Genomic DNA, 18,182 nt, shown 5'->3' on the forward strand with positions numbered 1-18,182 from the left:
GACCTCCTTAGGGTATGAACCGAACCTAGGGGAGGTCTTTTATGATATGATCCATACTATATTGGACCATTCGAAAATGTATGAAAAAGTAATAATTATTTTTTCTGAAACATATGTTGGTCTATCCGACTTGTACCAAAGGAGTTGAAGGTTTGGAATCTGCGCTTATTGGCAGCTTTGTATCGGCAATGGCTACCGTTCTTGGAGCATTTCCGATCCTGTTCGTGAAGAGGTTATCCGAGAAGTGGAAAGATATCCTCGTAGCCTTCACTGCGGGGATTATGGTGTCCGCCTCCACGTTTGGACTCATGCCGCAGTCGATCAAAGAATCGGGGATTATCGCTTTAACCTTGGGCTTGATTACCGGAGTGCTGCTGCTTGATTTAATTGAAAATAACATCCCGCATATCGATGTGGAGAATAAGCCCGGTTATACCAATATGGATTCAAAAGCGCTGCTTGTTATGATTGCGCTGTTCATCCACAACATACCAGAAGGCCTCAGTACAGGTTTCAGTTATGCCAGCGAACAGGCCAGTTTAGGTCCTACCGTGGCGATTGCCATTGGCGCACAGAATATGCCGGAAGGTTTGATTCTTGCAGTCTTTCTAATGAATTCGCGAACAAGCAAGCTAAAAGCCTTAGGAATCGTTACGCTTACCGGTTTGATGGAGATGGTATCTGCGGTGATCGGGTATTTTACTGCCAGTTACCTGCATAATGTTGTGGGTTATGGTCTCGCTTTTGCAGCCGGAGCTATGCTCTTTATCGTCTACAAGGAGCTGATTCCGGAGAGTCATGGCCATGGTTATGAGCGTCCTTCGACGTATTCGTTTATTTTTGGATTATTGATCATGGTGTACATCACGCAGATTTTTGGGTGAGCAAATAGAACTCTAATCTATAAAAAAGAAGACCAATGAAATGCCAGAGCAGCTTTAAGCTGCCTGACCTCATTGGTCTTTGTCTTGTTATAACTAAGCATTATCCCCGCAGAATTGCCTCAATTTGCTCTAGCTCTTCAGCGCTAAGCTCTGGGGCATTTAAGGAAGCGACGGCATCTTCAATCTGGCTTACCTTACTTGCGCCGATCAATGCAGAAGTTACTTTGCCTCCACGGAGTACCCAAGATAACGCTAGCTGAGACATTTTTTGTCCACGTGCAGCAGCAATCTCGTTCAGTTTGCGAACCTTGCCGATCGCCTCTTCGGTAATGGCATTCTCAGACAGGAATACACTTGGGCCAGCGGCACGGGAATCAGGAGCGATTCCGTTGAGATAGCGATCGGTCAGTATGCCACCTTGTAGCGGGGAGAACACAATGGAGCCGATGCCTTCTTCAGACAATACATCCTGCAAGCCATCTTCAATCCAGCGGGACATCATGGAATAGTTTGGCTGATGAATCAGGCATGGCGTGCCAAGTCGAAGCAGAATTTGTGCCGCTTCGCGTGTTTGTTCAGGTCCGTAATTCGAAATCCCGACATACAGCGCTTTACCTTGGCGTACCACGAGGTCCAGCGCAGCCATGGTTTCTTCCAGCGGTGTATTTGGATCTGGGCGGTGGTGATAGAAAATATCAACATAATCCAGTCCCATACGTTTTAAGCTTTGATCTAGGCTGGAGACGAGATATTTTTTGGAGCCCCATTCACCATAAGGACCAGCCCACATATAATATCCAGCTTTAGTCGAGATAACCATCTCATCACGATAAGGGGTCAGATCCTTTTTAAGAATTTGGCCAAAGCTTTCTTCGGCGGAGCCTGCGGGTGGACCGTAATTATTGGCAAGGTCAAAATGAGTGATTCCAAGATCAAAAGCTCTTCTTACCATGGCGCGGCCATTCTCAAATAAGTCGTTGCCGCCAAAGTTATGCCATAGACCAAGCGAGATCGCTGGCAGGAGTAGACCGCTCTTTCCGGTGCGATTATATTTCATATTGTCATATCTGGTAGCGCTTGCGTTATACATGATTTATTCCTCCTATAAACACTTATTACTTAGTACGTTACGTCCTTATTGTAGCGAAAGATCGCGGACAAACGTATGTCAGCAAGGAAGAAGTTTATAGTACAATGTCATTTTCGAGATGACGGCTACGGTATTCTTTTGGCGAACAACCTTTCACCTTCTTGAACATCCGCGAAAAGAGTAAGGGGTCCTGATAGCCCACAGAACGTGAGATTTCACCAATCGTGCATAAGGTCTCTGTCAGCAGCTCGCACGCCTTAGCGATGCGGAAATTTAATAGATACTGCTGTGGTGGCATACCTATTGTCCGTTTGAACAAGGAGGATAAATATTTGCGATCCAGCTTGAGCGAAGAGGACATCATCTCAACCGAAATATTTTCACAATAATGTGTATGCAAAAAGTGCAGGCATTGCTCGACGTAAATACTCTTTTGACGTGGTAGAGGAAGTACATCTGGAACTGCTGGCACCGCTCGAAGTAACAGAGAGAAGAACTCATACATAATTGCTTTTAGAGGTAGATCCAGGCTGTCCGAAGCTTCAGCTGCTTGTGTCAGGAGCTCGTACAAATTAGGCATAAGCTGCTCATCCATTGGAAAGATCGGATGCTCAGGTGACAAGGCAGTTTTGGCTAAAATATAATCAACCTGCTCCCCGGTAAAAGCTACCCAAGAATAGGTCCATGGATTTGCTATGTCTGCTGTGTAGGCAGTTACGATATGCGGATAGGTGAGAAAAGCTTGTCCTGGTTTAAGATAATGGGTCTGTTCACCCACAGTAACTTCACCTGTTCCTGTATGGATAAAATGTATCTTATATACGTCACGGACCCCAGGCCCAAAAAAATGCCCGGGAAGACACTGCTCCCGCCCCCAGTAATGGAGATGCAAGTCGGGATTGCCTCGGAAGGGACGCTCAGAATTATAGTTAAATATCGCCATGGATGATTCCTTCTCTTTCTTCTATAGAGTTGATCTAGGGTAGTTGTACCCGCTTACTTTTATTATACAGCATATTTTAGAAGGAATATTAACTCGGAATTGCAGGCAATTCAAAGATCGTAGTTTATCCTTGTCCAGTTTGGTTAAGTAAGCTATGAAGCTGAACGTATGAGCTAACTACATCAATAGGAGGTAATGGAGATGAATAAGAGAATAGTGGGTGTCTTTGCTGCCGAATACGAAGCTTCGCGAGCTATTGAGGAGTTGAAGCGTCAGGGCTGTAGGACAGAGGATATTTCGATAATCGCGAGAAATAAAGCGGATGAGGAAACGCTTAGAGACGAGTCGGGAACCGTGGCCCCGGAAGGTATGGCTACTGGTGCAGCTACTGGTGGCCTGCTGGGTGGAGTAACGGGGCTGCTGATGGGAATTGGCGCTTTGGCTATTCCTGGTATTGGACCTATTATTGCAGCCGGACCTCTTGCGGCAACACTAGCCGGAGCGGCGATAGGCGCAGGCAGTGGCGGGTTAGTCGGTGGACTTATTGGCCTTGGCATTCCTGAAGAGGAAGCAGAGAGCTACGATAATTACGTGGATGAAGGTCATATACTAGTAATGGTGGATGTGGAAGGCGAGCAGAAGGAGCAAGAAGTGAAACAAATCTTCGCAAAGTATAACAGCCTGAACGCAGAACGCTTTGAGAAAGTTGCTAATATAGATCCATTAGCGAGTGAGCGTATTGGAAATAAATAAGAAGCAATTAGCATTCAGTGTAAAAAAACAAAACAGGCTATCTCACTAGCAAAGGATACTGCTAGTGAGATAGCCTGTTTTTTGTGGTTTTATAGAGAGACAGCATTTTGTCTAACGGTCTGCGCAGCCGGTATTTCTTTTCCTGGCAGGAAATGAATGCTGCGGATATAGCGGATCGTCCGGCTCTGTGCCCGCATGATTACCGAATGTGTCTCCGCGCGTTCTTTGCCGATGAAACGGACACCGTTCAGGAATTCACCTGACGTTACACCCGTGGCGGCAAAGAGGACGTCGCCCGTGCCAACCATGTCATCCATGTGTAGCACTCGCGTAGGATTGGCAATTCCCATGCGTACACAGCGCTGCAGCTCTATGGGTCCATCCGGGAGCAATCTGCCCTGCATTTCACCACCAAGGCATTTCAGTGCAGCGGCAGCAAGAACACCTTCCGGTGCTCCACCGGAACCCATATATAAATCGACATCGCTGTCTGGCAGTGCAGCCGCAATAGCGCCAGCGACATCTCCGTGACCAAGCAGCTTAATTCGTACCCCGGCTTCACGCAGGCTATTAATCAGCTGCTCATGCCGTTTGCGATCCAGCACCATTACGGTTAACTCGGAGAGGGATTTGCCAGTGTAATGGCAGGCTTTTTGCAGAGTGATCTCTACAGGGTCCTCGAGTCTAAGCTTACCTGCAAGCTCGGGCCCGCAGGCTAACTTCTCCATATAAATGTCCGGGGCATGCAGCAGGCTGCCTTTATCTGCTATAGCAATAACAGATTGCGCATTATGCAGGCCGCAGGCAACAACCTCAGTTCCTTCGAGTGGATCGACGGCTACATCGACAGAGGGACCTTTCTGGTTCCCGACTTTCTCACCAATATAGAGCATTGGAGCATCATCCATCTCTCCTTCACCAATCACAACAGTTCCGTCGATGGACACAGAATCGAACATGGAACGGATCGCAGTCGTGGCTGCATCATCTGCCGCATTTTTATCGCCCCGCCCAATCCAACGAGCCGAGGATAAAGCACCTAGTTCAGTTACCCGTACAATCTCAAGGGCCAGTTCGCGCTCCATTCTAATTCCCTCCAGTGCATTCTATATATTTTGTAAACTTAAATTTAGATATAACCCATAATAATACCAGCGGTTTCTTCTATAGCCTTGTCGGTAATATCAATTACAGGACAGCCCAGCTTGTTGAACAATGAAGCGGCGTATTCCATCTCTTCGGTGATCCGCTCCAGACTTGCATATTGGGAGCCTGTCGGTAATCCGAGAACCTTAAGCCGCTCAGAGCGGACCTTCAGCATGTACTCGGGTTTCATGGTTAATCCGATAAGCCGGTTCGGCGGCAAGCTTAATAGTTCTTGTGGAGGACCAATCTCCGGGATAATCGGATAGTTAACGACTTTTTTTCCTCTATGGGCTAAAAAGATGCTAAGCGGTGTCTTTGAAGTACGGGACATGCCCAGCAGAACGATATCGGCTTTGAGCATGGCACCCAGATCACGGCCGTCATCACAGGCGACGGTGAATTCTATAGCTTCTATGCGGCGGAAATAATTCTCGTCGAGCTGGTGGAGAAGACCCGGCCGCTGCTGAGGAGCATCGTCGAAGGTATCAATGAAGGCCTGCATCATAGGGCCCATGATATCAACGATCCGCAAATCAAGACGTACCGCTTCCTCGCGGATCATTTCTCTTAATTCTGGCTGCACTAATGTATAGGCGACAAAACCTTGATGCTGAGCTGCTTCTTCCATAAGCTTGCGTAGCTCGTCTTCATGCCTAATATTGCCGTATCTTTTAATGGTGACCTGCTGATTCTGAAATTGGTGAATAACGGCCTGCACGACAGCCTCTGCCGTATCTCCTATAGAATCCGAGCATATCGTTATTAAGTTGGAAGATTGCTCGATGCTCATGGGTTCCTCCTGTTATCCTTTGGCTTCAAGTTCGAGGAGAAGTTTGATGATGGAGGTTTTTGTTAAACGTCCTACCACATCCAGTTTTGTACCGCCGTCTTCAGCAGCGCTGGGAACAACCACCGGCAAACTGTCTACCTCGTGAAAAATCATCTTATGTGCAGCTTCAAGCACCGGCTCATCCGGTGAAGTTGTGACCACTTTGGGCTGGCGCGTCATAACCATGCTTACGGGCATGGAGACTGCACCGGGGTTGCCCAAGGTTACCTTTAGGAAATCCTTACGTGAAGCAACGCCCGTGAGTTTACCCTCTTCGTCACAGATAATAAGAGTGCCTACATCTTGTAGAAAAAGCGTAACTACGGCATCTTGAATAGTTGTGGTCTCACGGATAACTATAGGTACACTTTGAATTTCTTTGACTATCGTTTCCTGCAGCAGATAACCGCTTCCCTGACGACTGGATGATTTCAATCCTGGGAAGTACCCGACCTTCGGCTTGGCGTCGATATATTTGAGCATAACCAAAACAGACAGATCCGAGCGAATTGTAGGCCGGGTAAGATTCAAACTTTCGGCAATCTGTTCGCCGGTAATCGGAGCTCTTTTGTTAACGATATCGATAATCTCTATTTGACGTGATGTCAGTTCGATCACAATTCCCTCCACTTCCGATAAAAAGGCATTCCTCTTTAGAAAAGAAGCGCCGTTAAGCGAATCCTCCTTTCATATATGAGTCATATTTAGCTGTGTTTAATTTAACTTGTTTATATAATACGCAATAGTGGTCATAAATGCAATATATAGTACGTCATATATTTGATTTTTTTAACGCAATAGTGTTGATCTTCTTTTTTTGCAGTAATTGCTTTAAAGCATCAGCATTCACTAGGATTGTTCCGGCAATGATGGTGAACACTCCGAGAATTGTAATCCAAGATACGGACTCCTTGTAAAAGAAAAAGCCTACACCCACCGCAATCGGTGGAGAAATATAAAGCCAGGTAGAAGGAAACACTGGGTTGGTCTTAGCTACGAGCCAGTAGAACAAGGTATGGCCGACCATGGAGCCGATAACTGTGAGATAGAGCAGTGAACCTACTGTCTCGAATGAGAAGAGAAATGCAGGATGTACTTTTTCCGTGGCAAAAGAAAGAATGAATAACAGCGCACCGCCATACATCATTTGAGCCGCATTCAGCGCAATCGGTGAGACCTCGGGCATACTGTTAATTACTTTTTTGGAGTAAATCGCACCTACAGCATAGCAACACTCTCCAATTAGGACTACGGCGCAACCGATGAGCCACAGTGGTGAAATATCAACGGCGAGATTGGGGAGAACCAGCAGCAGTACGCCAGTGAAGCCGATGATGCAGCCATATAGGGAGATGGCGGGTGCTTTTTGCCGAAGAATAGAGGTTTGGAGCAGCAGGATCATGATCGGTCCAGTGGCAGAGAGTACAGCTGCAAGCCCTGAAGAAACATATTGTTCAGCCCAGTAGAGACCCGCGAAGGTGCCGAAGGTTAGTGCAGACCCGGTGAACAACATTTCTTTGCGCAACAGCAAGGAGAAGCTGGCTTTACGTTTCCAGACCATCCATAGGAATAGAACAGCGCCCGCGACAAAAAATCTTAAGCCCGCTGAAAAAAAAGGAGGCGCACCGGCATCTACGCCGATTTTGATAGCTAGAAAGGTCGTGCCGAAGATCAGACATACAAGTGCATAAGCAAATAAGATCATTTTAAAAGTCCCCTTTTTTGTGCTTTATAAAATATAAAAATTTATAAGCTGGCATTTTGTTAATCATATAGGGGAGGTGACAGAACAGATTGCCTTGAGTAGAACAGATTAATTCAGAAATCGTGTACAATATGATTACAAGGTTGTTCGGAGAGGAGTTGTAGCCAGATGAAAAAGGTTGTGGGAGCGGAGCATAATCATCCTTTGTTTCGGCAGGTCTATGAATTTCTATTAAATCGCATGGAGCGAGGGGAGTGGGTCGCACATGATAAGCTTCCTTCTATACGGCTGCTGGCGGAGGAGCTTAAGGTACATCGACTGACCGTATTCAAAGCGTACAGACGGTTGACGGAGGATGGAAAGGTTTATGTAAAAGATAAATCAGGATATTACGTGGCACCCATAATCTCGCTTCCTGCTATTGAAGTAGGAGCCGCAGTATCGGCTTATGCGCTCACTAATCCGCTGTCTGATATTCAGAGAGTGCCAGTTAAGTATCAGTTCTCGCAGGCGCTGATTGATCCGGGGCTGCTGCCGAATCTTTTTCTATCTGACTATGTCAAAAAAGTGTTCGATCTATATCCCAAGGTAATGGGAACGTATGCCTCGGTCCAGGGGGATAACGAGCTGCGTGAGACGTTAAGCCACCACTTTCGGAAGCAACATCGGCTGCAGTTAACTTCGGAAGAGCTGCTTATTACCTCGGGTGCGCAGCAGGCGATCAATCTGATTGCCCGGATTGTACTTGGTCCTCTGGATACGGTGCTTGTGGAGCGGCCTACTTATAGTGTTGCTATGGATATTTTTCGCCGGGAGGGGGCACGGTTGGTCCCGGTAGAGATCACTCCGGAGGGATATGATCTGGAGGAAGTAGAAGCTTTGATGAAAAAGCATAAGCCGCGTATGTTCTACATTAATCCAACGCATCACAATCCAACTGGATACACGGTACCTGTGCAACAACGCAAGCTGTTGGTAGAACTAGCCGAACGTTATCGCTGTTTACTGGTGGAGGATGACCCGTTCCGCGATATGTATTTTGATGAGGAGCCGCCGCCGCCCTTTTTTGCTTATGATACGGAGGGGTGGGTGATCTATATCAGCAGCTTCAGTAAATATGTAGCCCCTGGCTTACGAATCTGTGCGGTGGCTTGCCGATATCCATTTATGGAGCGTCTAATCACGGCCAAATCACTCGCGGACAATGGCACTCCGCTGCTGAATCAAAAAATATTTCTACATTACTACACCTCCCCACGCTTGCAACAGCATCTCGGTAAGCTGCGCATTGCGCTTCAAGTGCATAAGGAAATCGTGGAAGAGGAGCTGGCGGGAACTGGCTGGGAATGGACGACTCCGCAAGGCGGATTAAATCTATGGGTGAAACTACCGGAGCATCTTACGATGGATCGCCTGTTTGCTTCAAGTATGGCGCAGTCGATCGCTTTTGTTCCTGGGGAGTTATTTGATCCACTGGGAGAAATGAAGTCAAGGCTTCGCCTAAGTTATTCCTTTGCAAGCGAAGGGGTGCTGCGCGAAGGAATACAGCGTTTGATTGGGATCGCGCACAGTCTGTGAGTGGTACAGCAGGTATGGGGGATTAATGAAGAGGATATGAGGAGTTAAAGAGGATTAGAGGAATTAAAGAAGAAGATTAGAGGAATTAAAAAGAGGATTAGGGGAATTGCTCCCGGGTAAACTTGTATCACTTGTTTGGGAATTCCTGTAACACTTTCCACGTTTGCTCCGTCTGTAAGGTAAAGAAGGGGGTTATCAAAGTGCGAAAGATCAAAGTGCGAAAGATCAATTTCCGAAGTCCAATGATGATATTTCTAGGTGTCCTATTAATATTTACGGCTTTGCTGACGGTGCGGCCCTCAGTCACTTACGCTTGTTCCTGTGTTATGCCTGCGGAGCCACTGGAAGCTCTTGAGAAAAGTACAGCTGTCTTTGTCGGGAAAGTAGTGGACATGAAGGAGCCGTCTCAGGGGAACATAATTTCTTCTGCTGATCCAGTAAAGGTAATCTTTGAGGTGGATTCCAGCTGGAAAGGGGTCGAGGGAAACCAAGTTACATTGACTACGGCTTTATCTTCTGCAAGCTGCGGCTTTGAGTTTGTGGAAGGGGAAAGTTACATTGTCTATGCTTATGCTAGAGACGGTGGAGACTCTGGTAATCTGGAGGCTAGTTTATGCAGTCGAACTAAGCGGCTAACCGCTGACTCAGTGGATCTAAAAGAGCTGGGGCCGGGTATTTCGGCAACGACGCCTACCGCTTCTCCGGAGGTAACCCCGAATAATTCACCGGAGTCAGGAGCAGGGAGTAATGAGCCTGATCAAACGGGGGACCCCGCTGCGGACAGTGATTCCTTTCCACTTGTTAATGTGGGGATTAGTGGAATAATTATCGTTCTAGTAGCTATAGCTGGGGCTGTTCTATACCGTCGTAGAAATGATGGAACGCGCAAAAAATGACTCTAACTGTAGAGTCACGTCATGTAATGTAATGGTGGGATCAAGTTAGGACGTAAGAGTATATAAGGGGTTGTGATAAAATAAGCGGTCGCTCGGGATAAACATCCGAGCGACCGCTTATTTGTTTGAGAAGACCTTGAGTAACTGGAGTTGGGCTGTGTTGGTGGCTGGTGCAGGGTCTAGTGCTGGTAGGTGTGGAAGGGCGGCGTAGGTCTAGTGCTGGTGCTAGTGTTGGTGCTAGTGCTGGTGCTGGTGCTGGTGCTGGTGCTGGTATGTAAGGAAGGGGGCGCAAGTTTAGTGAGAGTGCTAGTGTGATATGGGGTGGCGGACGATGACAGTTTGTGTTGGTGGATCAGTGGCGGAATTTGTTGGTGGGCGGAAAAGGTGCTGATGCTAATGCTGGTGTGTGCTGAAGGGCGATGCAGGTCTAGTGCTTGTATGTGTGGAAGGGCGATGCAGGTCTAGTGCTGATCTAGTACTCAAGTGTAGCTCGGAATCATCTAGAATCAATAATTAGGGAAATCCTCCCTGATTTTATCGTGTTTTACTCATTATTAGCGATAATTGGGGAATTCCTCCCTAAAATTCTGCGGAAATTGCCCTTTTTGCCTATAATCGGCTAATTATTAGGGAGAAATTCCGCAAAAAGTCCAACGTGTGCTTATAAAGTTCGATTATTAGGGAGAAATTCCGCAATAAGTTCAATGTGTGCCTATAAAGTTCGGATCTGAGGGAGAAATTCCCTGAATATGATTTCAAAGTGGGCGGGACTTTGTGAAGCAAATTCTAGTTATTGTTGGTGTGGCAAAGTGAAGCAAGATGAACTCTAGATATTGTAGGGTGTTGCAAAGTGAAGCAAGTTGAACCTTAGATGTTGTAAGGTAAAGTAAGGTGAATTCCGTGTAGCAAGGTTAATTTGGGTGATGTGATTAAAGTGAATTTAGTGAGTTAATGATGAGTTTTTGCGATGTAAGTTGAAATCAGTTGAAGTAAGTTGTGAAGTCAGTTGAAGTTAGTTGATGTAAGTTGAAATCAGTTGAAGTTAGTTGTGAAATCAGTTGAAGTTAGTTGTGAAGTTACTTGAAGTTACTTGAAGCTAGTTGAAGTCAGATAAAGTTAGTTAAAGTTAGACGATGTCACTTGAGTTTAGATCGCAAGCCTACCTCGCCCTCGTCACACCCACCCAAATAACCGGGCAAGCTGAGCGACAGCAAAGGTTACTCCGATGGCGATACCCAGCGGAATGACTGCTGAGAGAACGGCCCACTTCATGCTTTTTGTTTCCTTGTAAATGTTCACGAGTGTCGTACCACAAGGATAGTGGAGCAGGGAGAACAGCATCATGTTGAGTGCGGTCAACCAGGTCCAGCCATGTGAGAGAAAGACATCTTTGATACTGCCTAAGCTGTCGATATCAACCATAGCGCCTGAGGACATATAGCCCATAAGCAGGATAGGCAATACGATTTCATTCGCAGGAAGTCCAAGAATAAAGGCCATGATGATAAAGCCATCCATGCCGAGCAAATTTGCGAACGGATCAAAGAATGCAGCCATATGATTCAGTACAGAATCGCCGCCAATAAACAGATTTCCTAGAATCCAAGTGATAATCCCGGCAGGGGCAGCAACGACGATAGCCCGAGTAAGTACGTTAAGGGACTTATCTTTGGAGGAAATAAGTATGGTCTTCCAGATTTGTGGACGGCGGTAGGGAGGAAGCTCCAATGTGTAATGTGTGGGAACCCCACGCAGCGCAGTTTTGGACATGACCCAGGAAACAGTCAAGGTAACAATGATGCCGATTAGAACCATTCCCATTAGGACGGAGGCAGTGGTGAATGTACGAAGCGCGCCTGTCGTAGCGGCTCCTGCCATAAATAAGGAAGACAATAAAATCAGCGTGGGCCAGCGGCCGTTGCAAGGGACAAAATTGTTGGTCAGTATAGCCAGCATTCGTTCACGCGGCGATTCGATGATTCGTGTGGAGAGGATAGCGGCCGCGTTACAGCCGAAGCCCATGGACATGGTTAAAGCTTGCTTGCCATGACCACCTGATTTTTTGAACAGTCGGTCCATGTTAAAAGCTACGCGTGGCAGATACCCGAAATTCTCAAGCAACGCGAATACGGGGAAAAAGATCATCATTGGTGGCAGCATGACACTGATTACCCATGAGGTGCCTCGATACAAGCCAAGCACAAGCACGCCGTGCAGCCAAGCTGGGGCATGGAGAGCTTCAAATCCCGCTGTCAGATACCCTTCGATGAAGCCAAAGAAGGAAGCGAGCCAGCTAGAAGGGTAGTTAGCCCCGGCAATCGTAATCCAGAATACGACACCGAGAATGGCGAGCATGATGGGAAAACCCCAAATTTTGGAGGTCACGATATTATCCAGCTTATAAGTGCTGTTCAGTTTCTTCTTATCCCGATAAGTAACTGCATCCCCGCAGATGCCTGCAGATACCCCGTATATACCACTGACAATCTCATCCCGAATGGCTCCGCCGTCAGCGAGCTTTTTTGCGGTGGACAATAGGGAATCTAGAGCGTCAGATCCCTTAGTGATAGGCAGTGACTCCATGGCCGATGACCTCCTTTGCTTCGGGTAAATCCTTGCTTTTCATATGCTCTTTGAGTGAAGTAAGCAGGCTGTCATCACCGTCCAATAAGCGCAGTGCAATCCAGCGAGCGGGATATTTGGTGCCGATGGTTTGCTCTACCAATGGTGTAAGCTCGGCAATTCCCCGTTCGATCTCTTCGTTGTAACTAATGCGCAACGGCTGCGCTGTGAATGCGCCTGTAGCCACTCGCTCCACTTGATCCAATAAGGCATCGATCCCGATTTTATTGCGTGCCGATATCGCAACGACGGGTACGCCGAGACGTTTGGAGATACTCTTCAGGTTGATGTCGATGCCCAGCTTACGTGCTTCATCAATGAGGTTGATGCAGACAACCGCCCGTCCGGTAATCTCCAGCACTTGCAAGGCAAGATTGAGATTACGTTCCAGCGAAGTAGCGTCAAGCACTACAAGTGTCACGTCTGGCTGTTCAAAAATAATATAATCTCTAGCCGCTTCTTCATCCGCGGAATTTGAGTATAGGGAGTACGTTCCTGGTAAATCTACCGCGAGGTATGAATGGTTATTGTGTTTGAATTCGCCTTCGGCAGTAATGACGGTTTTACCTGCCCAGTTTCCAGTATGCTGTCGCATGCCGGTTAGCAGGTTGAATAGTGTGCTTTTTCCAGTGTTAGGATTGCCTGCAAAAGCGACGGTGAACTGACTCATGCTTCTACACCTCCAATTAATTCTCCGAATATTAAAGAACTTTCTTCTCTACGCAGTGCAATGGTCGTATTGCTTACCCGAAAAGCTATAGGATCTCCTAATGGACTACGCCGCAACACCTCTACGATATTCCCGACTACGAACCCGAGGTCCAGTAATCTTCTTCTAAGCACACCTTGGACTTCAATGTCGCTGATGCGCAGCGTGCTACCCTTTGCAGCTTCTGATAAAGGAATAGTTGTTCCAGTCATGAGATCCCTTCTTTCATTTATATTTTTACCGCCTATGGTTTTTATTTTGTGTATTAGAACATTTCTTGTAGTCTGGCACAACATTAGTATATGGTAACAACTTTGTCCCTGCAACAAGAATGTTTCCCTTAGGCAAAATAAAATTAAGCAAAAAAAGCCCCTGACGAAAGAGGGCTTGTACGCTCTTTTCCGCAGGGTTGAGCTTAATTCCAAATTAGCAGTAAAATTACGACCAGCTGCCAAAATCAAGTGTAAGTCCGGTCTCGACCAAGGTTTTAATATTACTCAGAACCTGCCACCAGGCGTTGATACTGCCAGCATATGAAGGATCATCAGGATGCCATTCATCGTGGATAAGCGTAAGCTTAGTAGTTCCACCCACCGGTTCAAGCAGCCAAGATATACGCGATTCATATCTTTCTGTACCCTTATGATAGGAGGGGCCGACCTTATGCGTGAAACGAAACGCTTTTTGTGGAGTGAACTCCAGCAGAGTCCCATATACATGTATCGTTTCATCGCCATCTGCACCGGGACCAACGTATTCCAGCAATTCGCCTTCTTTAAAGGTGGATTGGATTACACTCCCGTAGTAAATCTGTTTAGTACCTTCGGGAGAGATCAAAGTCTCCCATACCTGCTCAGGTGTTCCGCCAATATAAAATTCATAGTGAAGTTCTTTCATTCCTTATTCCTCCTTGGTTTGTACAATCATTTATTCCCTTAGACTTATTTACACTATACAAAAGGATCACTGACAACTACGGTCAGTGATCCTAAAATAATCATTTTAAGTTTTATAATAAGCTGCCAGATCGGTAGCTATAGCGGACAGCTTTTGTTTCAGAGCTAAAGGCTCTAGGATTCGTAGTGTTGATCCATAAGGCAACAAGAAGTAAGGCGCATAAGTCAGTAAGGAGGTCTCATCGACTTGAAAGCGGGCTTGTCCGTCAATGCGCTGGACCAGCGTATGTCCAAACAGCCAATGACTGCATAGATCGTTAAGGATTCCTTCATCGGCGGCGATGACTACTGCTATGAGTTTCTCTGGAGTATTTGGTGTGGGCAGCAAGCTTTTTAACAAAAAATCACGTGCAGAGAAGCCAGCAGGACGGGCAAACACAGCTTCTGTACGTTTCAGTTCAGTCATTCTATCGACTCGGAAAGACCGAATTCCTTGCCTCTGATGGCAATAAGCAACGGTGTACCACTGCCCTTTCCACAGTACAAGTCCATAAGGATCAATAGCGCGGGAAGAAATTGTCTCCCCGTTTCCCTTCCGATATTCCATCTGGAGGGTATGTCCGTTCGCCGTCGCTAATTCAAGCTCTTGCAGCAGGTGGGGAAGCGGCACAGCAGGGGAGTGGATGGTTTCTATCCCGCCCTCATGACGCTCCATCTGTTCTAATTGCTGCGCATTGCTGTATCGTTTCAGTTTGGCGATTGCTTGATCTAGAGCTTCTACATAAGGATATCCAGTTCCCCGCGCAAAGGAGGCGGCTTGCAGGAGGGAACGCTGTTCGTCGGAGTCAAAGAATAACGGGGCCTCGGAAAAATGCTCCGGAAGGCTATAGCCACCACCAGGTCCACTATCCGCGATAATGGGTACGCCACTGATGCATAACGCGTCGATGTAACGATAGACAGAGCGGACACTGATCTCTAGCGCTTCTGCTAGTTCCCCGGCGGTTCTTCCCCGTTGCTTGAGCATCCAGAGAATGGATAACATGTGATCAGCCTTGGACATAAATCAAGAACCTCCTTGCTTCATTAATTAATAGCTCACTAACTATAGCAAATTGCCTAATGATCAGCTAGAGAACCTTTTGGTGCTGACATAAGTTCCAAGCCGCGAAGTACATCCAGGGTTATGATTCTTTTCGACATGTCGTTACACCATTATTTTCTTGAGACTATGAATGTAACGTGATCTCGCAATAAGGAAATAGATAGTTTGCACAACCAGAAATACAGCTGATGTAGTAAGCACGGGCACAGTTACATTTGTGATATTAATCTGTTTCAGTATCGGACGAATCACGACAAGAGTCTGGATGGTGGCAATAATAATCGGAATATAGAAAAGTACCGAAATCTGTTTGGTAGCAGAAGCTGACATTTCTTTAGTGCTTAAACCGATTTTGGATAAAGCATTATACATTTGCTTATCTGTATTGAGCTCAGTATGAAGCTTAAAAAAGAGAAAGCTGGCCGATGAAAGTGAGAAGATCAGAGCGATAAAAATCCCTATAAAGCTAAGCATGGCGGCTCCCTGCTTGGTCGAGAGATAGCTGTCTACTCGCGATCCCAGTATAGAGCTGTATTGATGATTAGCCTTGTTAGCAGCTTTATTCCATTGGATGAGGTCTCTGGTGACAACAGCTTCAGCTGAGCTGTCATTAGGTGTAGGACCGTCCCATGCAGGGATTTTGTATAGATATTTCACATAAGGTCTCGTGTACTTCTCTGTTGAATTAGAAATCTTATGATATAAGTTGTCATCTACGATTAGAAGTGAGGTGGCCATTGGATCTACTGGATGCACCTTTGGTGTTCGTAATTCTTTTAACATCAGTTCCTCATCTTTCTGAACCTTCAAATGAATCGCTCGATTAGCAGCATAATTCTGTGAATCCATATGTGGGTTCAGCAGTAATACAGCTTCTTTTTCAGACAAGGGTCCAACCTCGGATACATCCATCTGTAAGCCCAGTTGATTGAACTGTGAGCGGGAGATCAGATCAATTCCAAGTATTATTTCCTTATCGATTCCTTGAATGGAAGCAGAGATTAAGTCTACTTTATTTTCTGTATACTCGACTTTAGCATTCTTTAATATAGTGTGAATGGGCTCTAAATCTGGTGCTTCATCCTTCGGATCATAAATCGTATAATTCACAGCGAATGGGGATTTTTTATAGAGGTCTGAGTTCGCTTGATTAATCGATAAAAGAATTCCCGAAGCCATGCAGGCAAGCGAGGTAACCACAGTTACAAGGAACAGCATTCTTGCATTGTCTTTAATTTTATAACTCATCTCGGAAATCCACAGCAGATTGGTTCCGCGCCACAACCGTTTGCGTCTTAGTTTTAGTAGGCGAATGCCCAATACAGATAACTGAGAATAGAAAAAGTAGGTTCCAGCGATACCTGTGACAGCGGCGACTAACAGTGAGGACGGGGACAATTGCTTCCGAATCGCGAGAGCGCCGACGGTCAACAGCAGAAGTCCAAAGAGCGAGAACAACAAGGAGACACGGGGTTCTTTTTTAGGTTTAACATTTCCCTTAAGTAGTTCAAGAACTTGATGTTTACGAATGAACAATAATGTGAAGATCGAAATGACCAGAAATAATGAAATAAAAGAGATAGAAGTAATCATTAACGCCTTCATTGGCCAATAAAAGGGCAGTGGCTCCATGCCCATAATTGTCGTGCTTAGCAGCAAGAATAATTTGGATAAAAGCATGCCGAAAGACACACCTGTTACTATAGAGAGCAGTCCGATCAGCATGTTTTCTATAAGAATCAGCTTGTTGATCTGGCCAGGGCGTGCGCCTAAAATCATCAGTATGCCGAACTCCAGATTACGCATTTTCAGAAACGCACTAATCGAATATAGTACGAAAAAGAACGCAAAGATAAATACGATGTAAGAAGCAATTTGCATGCCGGAGGCTGAATTCGCACCCAGCGCGATGTTCGTAATACTAGGGTGATAAATAAAGACTGAATAAGAGAAAAAGATCATGACCATAAAAGCACTGCTTAAGAAAAAAGCAAAATAAGCGCGCGAATTACGGCGTACATTATTAAACGCGAATTGAGGAAAGTTCATGACTATTCCCTCCCCAGAACGAAAGTGTGTCGATAATCTTTTGGAAGAAGGCCTGACGGTTATCTCCCCGATGAATTTCCGCTGCTAGTTTGCCGTCTTTTATAAAAACAATTCGGTTGCAGTAGCTCGCTGCCAGTGGATCATGTGTTACGAGCATTAGCGTGGTGCCTTCTTTGTGATTAATATCCTCCAGCGATTCCATCACCATCCGCGAAGAATTGGAGTCAAGCGCACCCGTAGGTTCATCGGCCAAAATAATCGAAGGAGAGGTGATGATCGCCCGGGCAATTGCGGTCCGCTGACGTTGTCCCCCTGAAATTTCATAGGTGCGTTTGCTCAGAATATCGGTAATGTTTAAGCGTTCAGCGACTCTTTGAAGCAAGATCTCCATCTGTGAGAGCTTACGGTTATCCAAAGTCAGGGGCAGCACAATATTTTCGGCGACGGTTAACGTCTCAAGCAGGTTGAAGTCCTGAAACACAAAGCCTAGCTGTTTTCGGCGAAAGTGGGCGAGCTCTTTTTTATTCAAAAGATAAGGGTTGCTGCCATTGATATTCACTTCGCCAGAGGACGGCTGGTCGATTGTGGATACCATATTGAGCAGTGTTGTTTTACCGCTACCAGACGGTCCCATAATTCCGACAAATTCACCTTTTTCAATATTAAGATGAATATCGGTGAGGGCTTGGGTCACTATTTTGCCGGGGTATACCTTATGAAGTCCTTTGACTTCCAATACGTTCATATCATTCATTCCTTCCAATAAAAAAATGATTTCATCCGCCTTATTCGTGGAACGGGTTATGTATATAATTTATAAGATCGAGAGATTAGCTGCTATGGATTTACCTTAAGGTTTCCTTACAGAGAAGTTAAGGTTATGTTCGCTTTTCTCATTGTGGAGAATGGGTTGAGAGATAAGTAGCCTATAAAGAAGAAGGAGGCTTCAAAGCCATGAATAATGACGACGAAGTCCC

At 46.0% G+C, this 18,182-nt stretch carries 17 protein-coding genes; 4 read left to right on the plus strand and 13 right to left on the minus strand.

Translation table 11 applies throughout. From position 1 onward, the window contains the following. Nucleotides 1-152: 152 nt before the first annotated feature. Nucleotides 153-884 carry a ZIP family metal transporter gene (locus MKZ09_RS05745; RefSeq protein ID WP_036676473.1) on the plus strand — a complete coding sequence of 244 codons (732 nt, stop codon included), beginning with the start codon at nt 153-155 and terminating at the stop codon, nt 882-884. Between the two features lie 100 nt (nt 885-984). Here the strand turns inward: MKZ09_RS05745 and MKZ09_RS05750 are convergent, their stop codons facing one another. Both MKZ09_RS05750 and MKZ09_RS05755 read right to left on the minus strand, forming a co-directional pair. Beyond that, the gene (locus MKZ09_RS05750; RefSeq protein ID WP_305953789.1) at nt 985-1,974 is read right to left on the minus strand and encodes an aldo/keto reductase; all 990 of its coding nucleotides are present in this window, start codon (nt 1,972-1,974) and stop codon (nt 985-987) included. Between the two features lie 94 nt (nt 1,975-2,068). Further along, on the minus strand, nt 2,069-2,917 hold the full coding sequence (locus MKZ09_RS05755; RefSeq protein WP_038568967.1) for an AraC family transcriptional regulator: 849 nt from the start codon (nt 2,915-2,917) through the stop codon (nt 2,069-2,071). Between the two features lie 201 nt (nt 2,918-3,118). Here MKZ09_RS05755 and MKZ09_RS05760 point away from each other — a divergent pair, with 201 nt between their 5' ends. Further along, nucleotides 3,119-3,670: a general stress protein gene (locus tag MKZ09_RS05760; protein ID WP_038568969.1), complete on the plus strand. Its 552-nt coding sequence runs from the start codon at nt 3,119-3,121 to the stop codon at nt 3,668-3,670. 89 nt (nt 3,671-3,759) lie between these two features. Here MKZ09_RS05760 and glpX read toward each other — a convergent pair whose 3' ends face one another. From glpX to MKZ09_RS05780, 4 genes are all read right to left on the minus strand, one after another. Then, entirely contained in the window at nt 3,760-4,755 is a 996-nt protein-coding gene (gene glpX, locus MKZ09_RS05765) for a class II fructose-bisphosphatase (RefSeq protein ID WP_076208518.1), read from the minus strand. 44 nt (nt 4,756-4,799) lie between these two features. Beyond that, nucleotides 4,800-5,606 carry a pyruvate, water dikinase regulatory protein gene (locus MKZ09_RS05770; protein ID WP_038568970.1) on the minus strand — a complete coding sequence of 269 codons (807 nt, stop codon included), beginning with the start codon at nt 5,604-5,606 and terminating at the stop codon, nt 4,800-4,802. Nucleotides 5,607-5,618: 12 nt separating this feature from the next. Next, nucleotides 5,619-6,263, minus strand: a complete 645-nt coding sequence (locus tag MKZ09_RS05775; protein ID WP_081394446.1) for a helix-turn-helix transcriptional regulator — start codon at nt 6,261-6,263, stop codon at nt 5,619-5,621. 154 nt (nt 6,264-6,417) lie between these two features. Then, complete coding sequence (locus MKZ09_RS05780; protein WP_076208516.1) at nt 6,418-7,350, minus strand: DMT family transporter; 933 nt, start codon at nt 7,348-7,350, stop codon at nt 6,418-6,420. Nucleotides 7,351-7,518: 168 nt separating this feature from the next. Here MKZ09_RS05780 and MKZ09_RS05785 point away from each other — a divergent pair, with 168 nt between their 5' ends. Beyond that, the gene (locus MKZ09_RS05785; protein ID WP_076130628.1) at nt 7,519-8,928 is read left to right on the plus strand and encodes an aminotransferase-like domain-containing protein; all 1,410 of its coding nucleotides are present in this window, start codon (nt 7,519-7,521) and stop codon (nt 8,926-8,928) included. Between the two features lie 200 nt (nt 8,929-9,128). Continuing rightward, nucleotides 9,129-9,824 carry a hypothetical protein gene (locus tag MKZ09_RS05790; RefSeq protein ID WP_076208515.1) on the plus strand — a complete coding sequence of 232 codons (696 nt, stop codon included), beginning with the start codon at nt 9,129-9,131 and terminating at the stop codon, nt 9,822-9,824. Nucleotides 9,825-10,997: 1,173 nt separating this feature from the next. Here MKZ09_RS05790 and MKZ09_RS05795 read toward each other — a convergent pair. The 7 genes from MKZ09_RS05795 to MKZ09_RS05825 form a co-directional block, all read right to left on the minus strand. Further along, nucleotides 10,998-12,407: a nucleoside recognition domain-containing protein gene (locus MKZ09_RS05795; protein ID WP_076208514.1), complete on the minus strand. Its 1,410-nt coding sequence runs from the start codon at nt 12,405-12,407 to the stop codon at nt 10,998-11,000. Continuing rightward, nucleotides 12,385-13,116, minus strand: coding sequence for a FeoB small GTPase domain-containing protein (locus MKZ09_RS05800; protein ID WP_038568974.1), 732 nt, complete (start codon nt 13,114-13,116; stop codon nt 12,385-12,387). Before MKZ09_RS05800 ends, MKZ09_RS05795 begins: the two co-directional genes overlap by 23 nt. Beyond that, nucleotides 13,113-13,367: a FeoA family protein gene (locus tag MKZ09_RS05805; protein WP_036679839.1), complete on the minus strand. Its 255-nt coding sequence runs from the start codon at nt 13,365-13,367 to the stop codon at nt 13,113-13,115. Before MKZ09_RS05805 ends, MKZ09_RS05800 begins: the two co-directional genes overlap by 4 nt. 226 nt (nt 13,368-13,593) lie before the next feature. Then, nucleotides 13,594-14,052, minus strand: a complete 459-nt coding sequence (locus tag MKZ09_RS05810; RefSeq protein ID WP_076208513.1) for an SRPBCC domain-containing protein — start codon at nt 14,050-14,052, stop codon at nt 13,594-13,596. A 105-nt stretch (nt 14,053-14,157) separates the two neighbouring features. Further along, nucleotides 14,158-15,114, minus strand: coding sequence for a helix-turn-helix transcriptional regulator (locus tag MKZ09_RS05815; protein WP_076208512.1), 957 nt, complete (start codon nt 15,112-15,114; stop codon nt 14,158-14,160). Nucleotides 15,115-15,258: 144 nt separating this feature from the next. Beyond that, complete coding sequence (locus MKZ09_RS05820) at nt 15,259-17,205, minus strand: FtsX-like permease family protein (RefSeq protein ID WP_076208511.1); 1,947 nt, start codon at nt 17,203-17,205, stop codon at nt 15,259-15,261. Then, the gene (locus MKZ09_RS05825; protein WP_036679832.1) at nt 17,180-17,950 is read right to left on the minus strand and encodes an ABC transporter ATP-binding protein; all 771 of its coding nucleotides are present in this window, start codon (nt 17,948-17,950) and stop codon (nt 17,180-17,182) included. The genes MKZ09_RS05820 and MKZ09_RS05825 overlap by 26 nt, the downstream gene beginning before the upstream one ends. Nucleotides 17,951-18,182: the final 232 nt, after the last annotated feature.

Source organism: Paenibacillus sp. FSL R5-0908 (genome assembly GCF_038006245.1).
Taxonomy (GTDB): domain Bacteria; phylum Bacillota; class Bacilli; order Paenibacillales; family Paenibacillaceae; genus Paenibacillus_AQ; species Paenibacillus_AQ odorifer.

Coding starts and splice junctions, on each gene's coding strand:
- MKZ09_RS05750 (WP_305953789.1), bottom strand. CDS start 1,974: ATGTATAACGCAAGCGCTACCAGATATGACAATATGAAATATAATCGC.
- MKZ09_RS05755 (WP_038568967.1), bottom strand. CDS start 2,917: ATGGCGATATTTAACTATAATTCTGAGCGTCCCTTCCGAGGCAATCCC.
- MKZ09_RS05760 (WP_038568969.1), top strand. CDS start 3,119: ATGAATAAGAGAATAGTGGGTGTCTTTGCTGCCGAATACGAAGCTTCG.
- glpX (WP_076208518.1), bottom strand. CDS start 4,755: ATGGAGCGCGAACTGGCCCTTGAGATTGTACGGGTAACTGAACTAGGT.
- MKZ09_RS05770 (WP_038568970.1), bottom strand. CDS start 5,606: ATGAGCATCGAGCAATCTTCCAACTTAATAACGATATGCTCGGATTCT.
- MKZ09_RS05780 (WP_076208516.1), bottom strand. CDS start 7,350: ATGATCTTATTTGCTTATGCACTTGTATGTCTGATCTTCGGCACGACC.
- MKZ09_RS05785 (WP_076130628.1), top strand. CDS start 7,519: ATGAAAAAGGTTGTGGGAGCGGAGCATAATCATCCTTTGTTTCGGCAG.
- MKZ09_RS05795 (WP_076208514.1), bottom strand. CDS start 12,407: ATGGAGTCACTGCCTATCACTAAGGGATCTGACGCTCTAGATTCCCTA.
- MKZ09_RS05800 (WP_038568974.1), bottom strand. CDS start 13,116: ATGAGTCAGTTCACCGTCGCTTTTGCAGGCAATCCTAACACTGGAAAA.
- MKZ09_RS05805 (WP_036679839.1), bottom strand. CDS start 13,367: ATGACTGGAACAACTATTCCTTTATCAGAAGCTGCAAAGGGTAGCACG.
- MKZ09_RS05810 (WP_076208513.1), bottom strand. CDS start 14,052: ATGAAAGAACTTCACTATGAATTTTATATTGGCGGAACACCTGAGCAG.
- MKZ09_RS05815 (WP_076208512.1), bottom strand. CDS start 15,114: ATGTCCAAGGCTGATCACATGTTATCCATTCTCTGGATGCTCAAGCAA.
- MKZ09_RS05820 (WP_076208511.1), bottom strand. CDS start 17,205: ATGAACTTTCCTCAATTCGCGTTTAATAATGTACGCCGTAATTCGCGC.
- MKZ09_RS05825 (WP_036679832.1), bottom strand. CDS start 17,950: ATGAACGTATTGGAAGTCAAAGGACTTCATAAGGTATACCCCGGCAAA.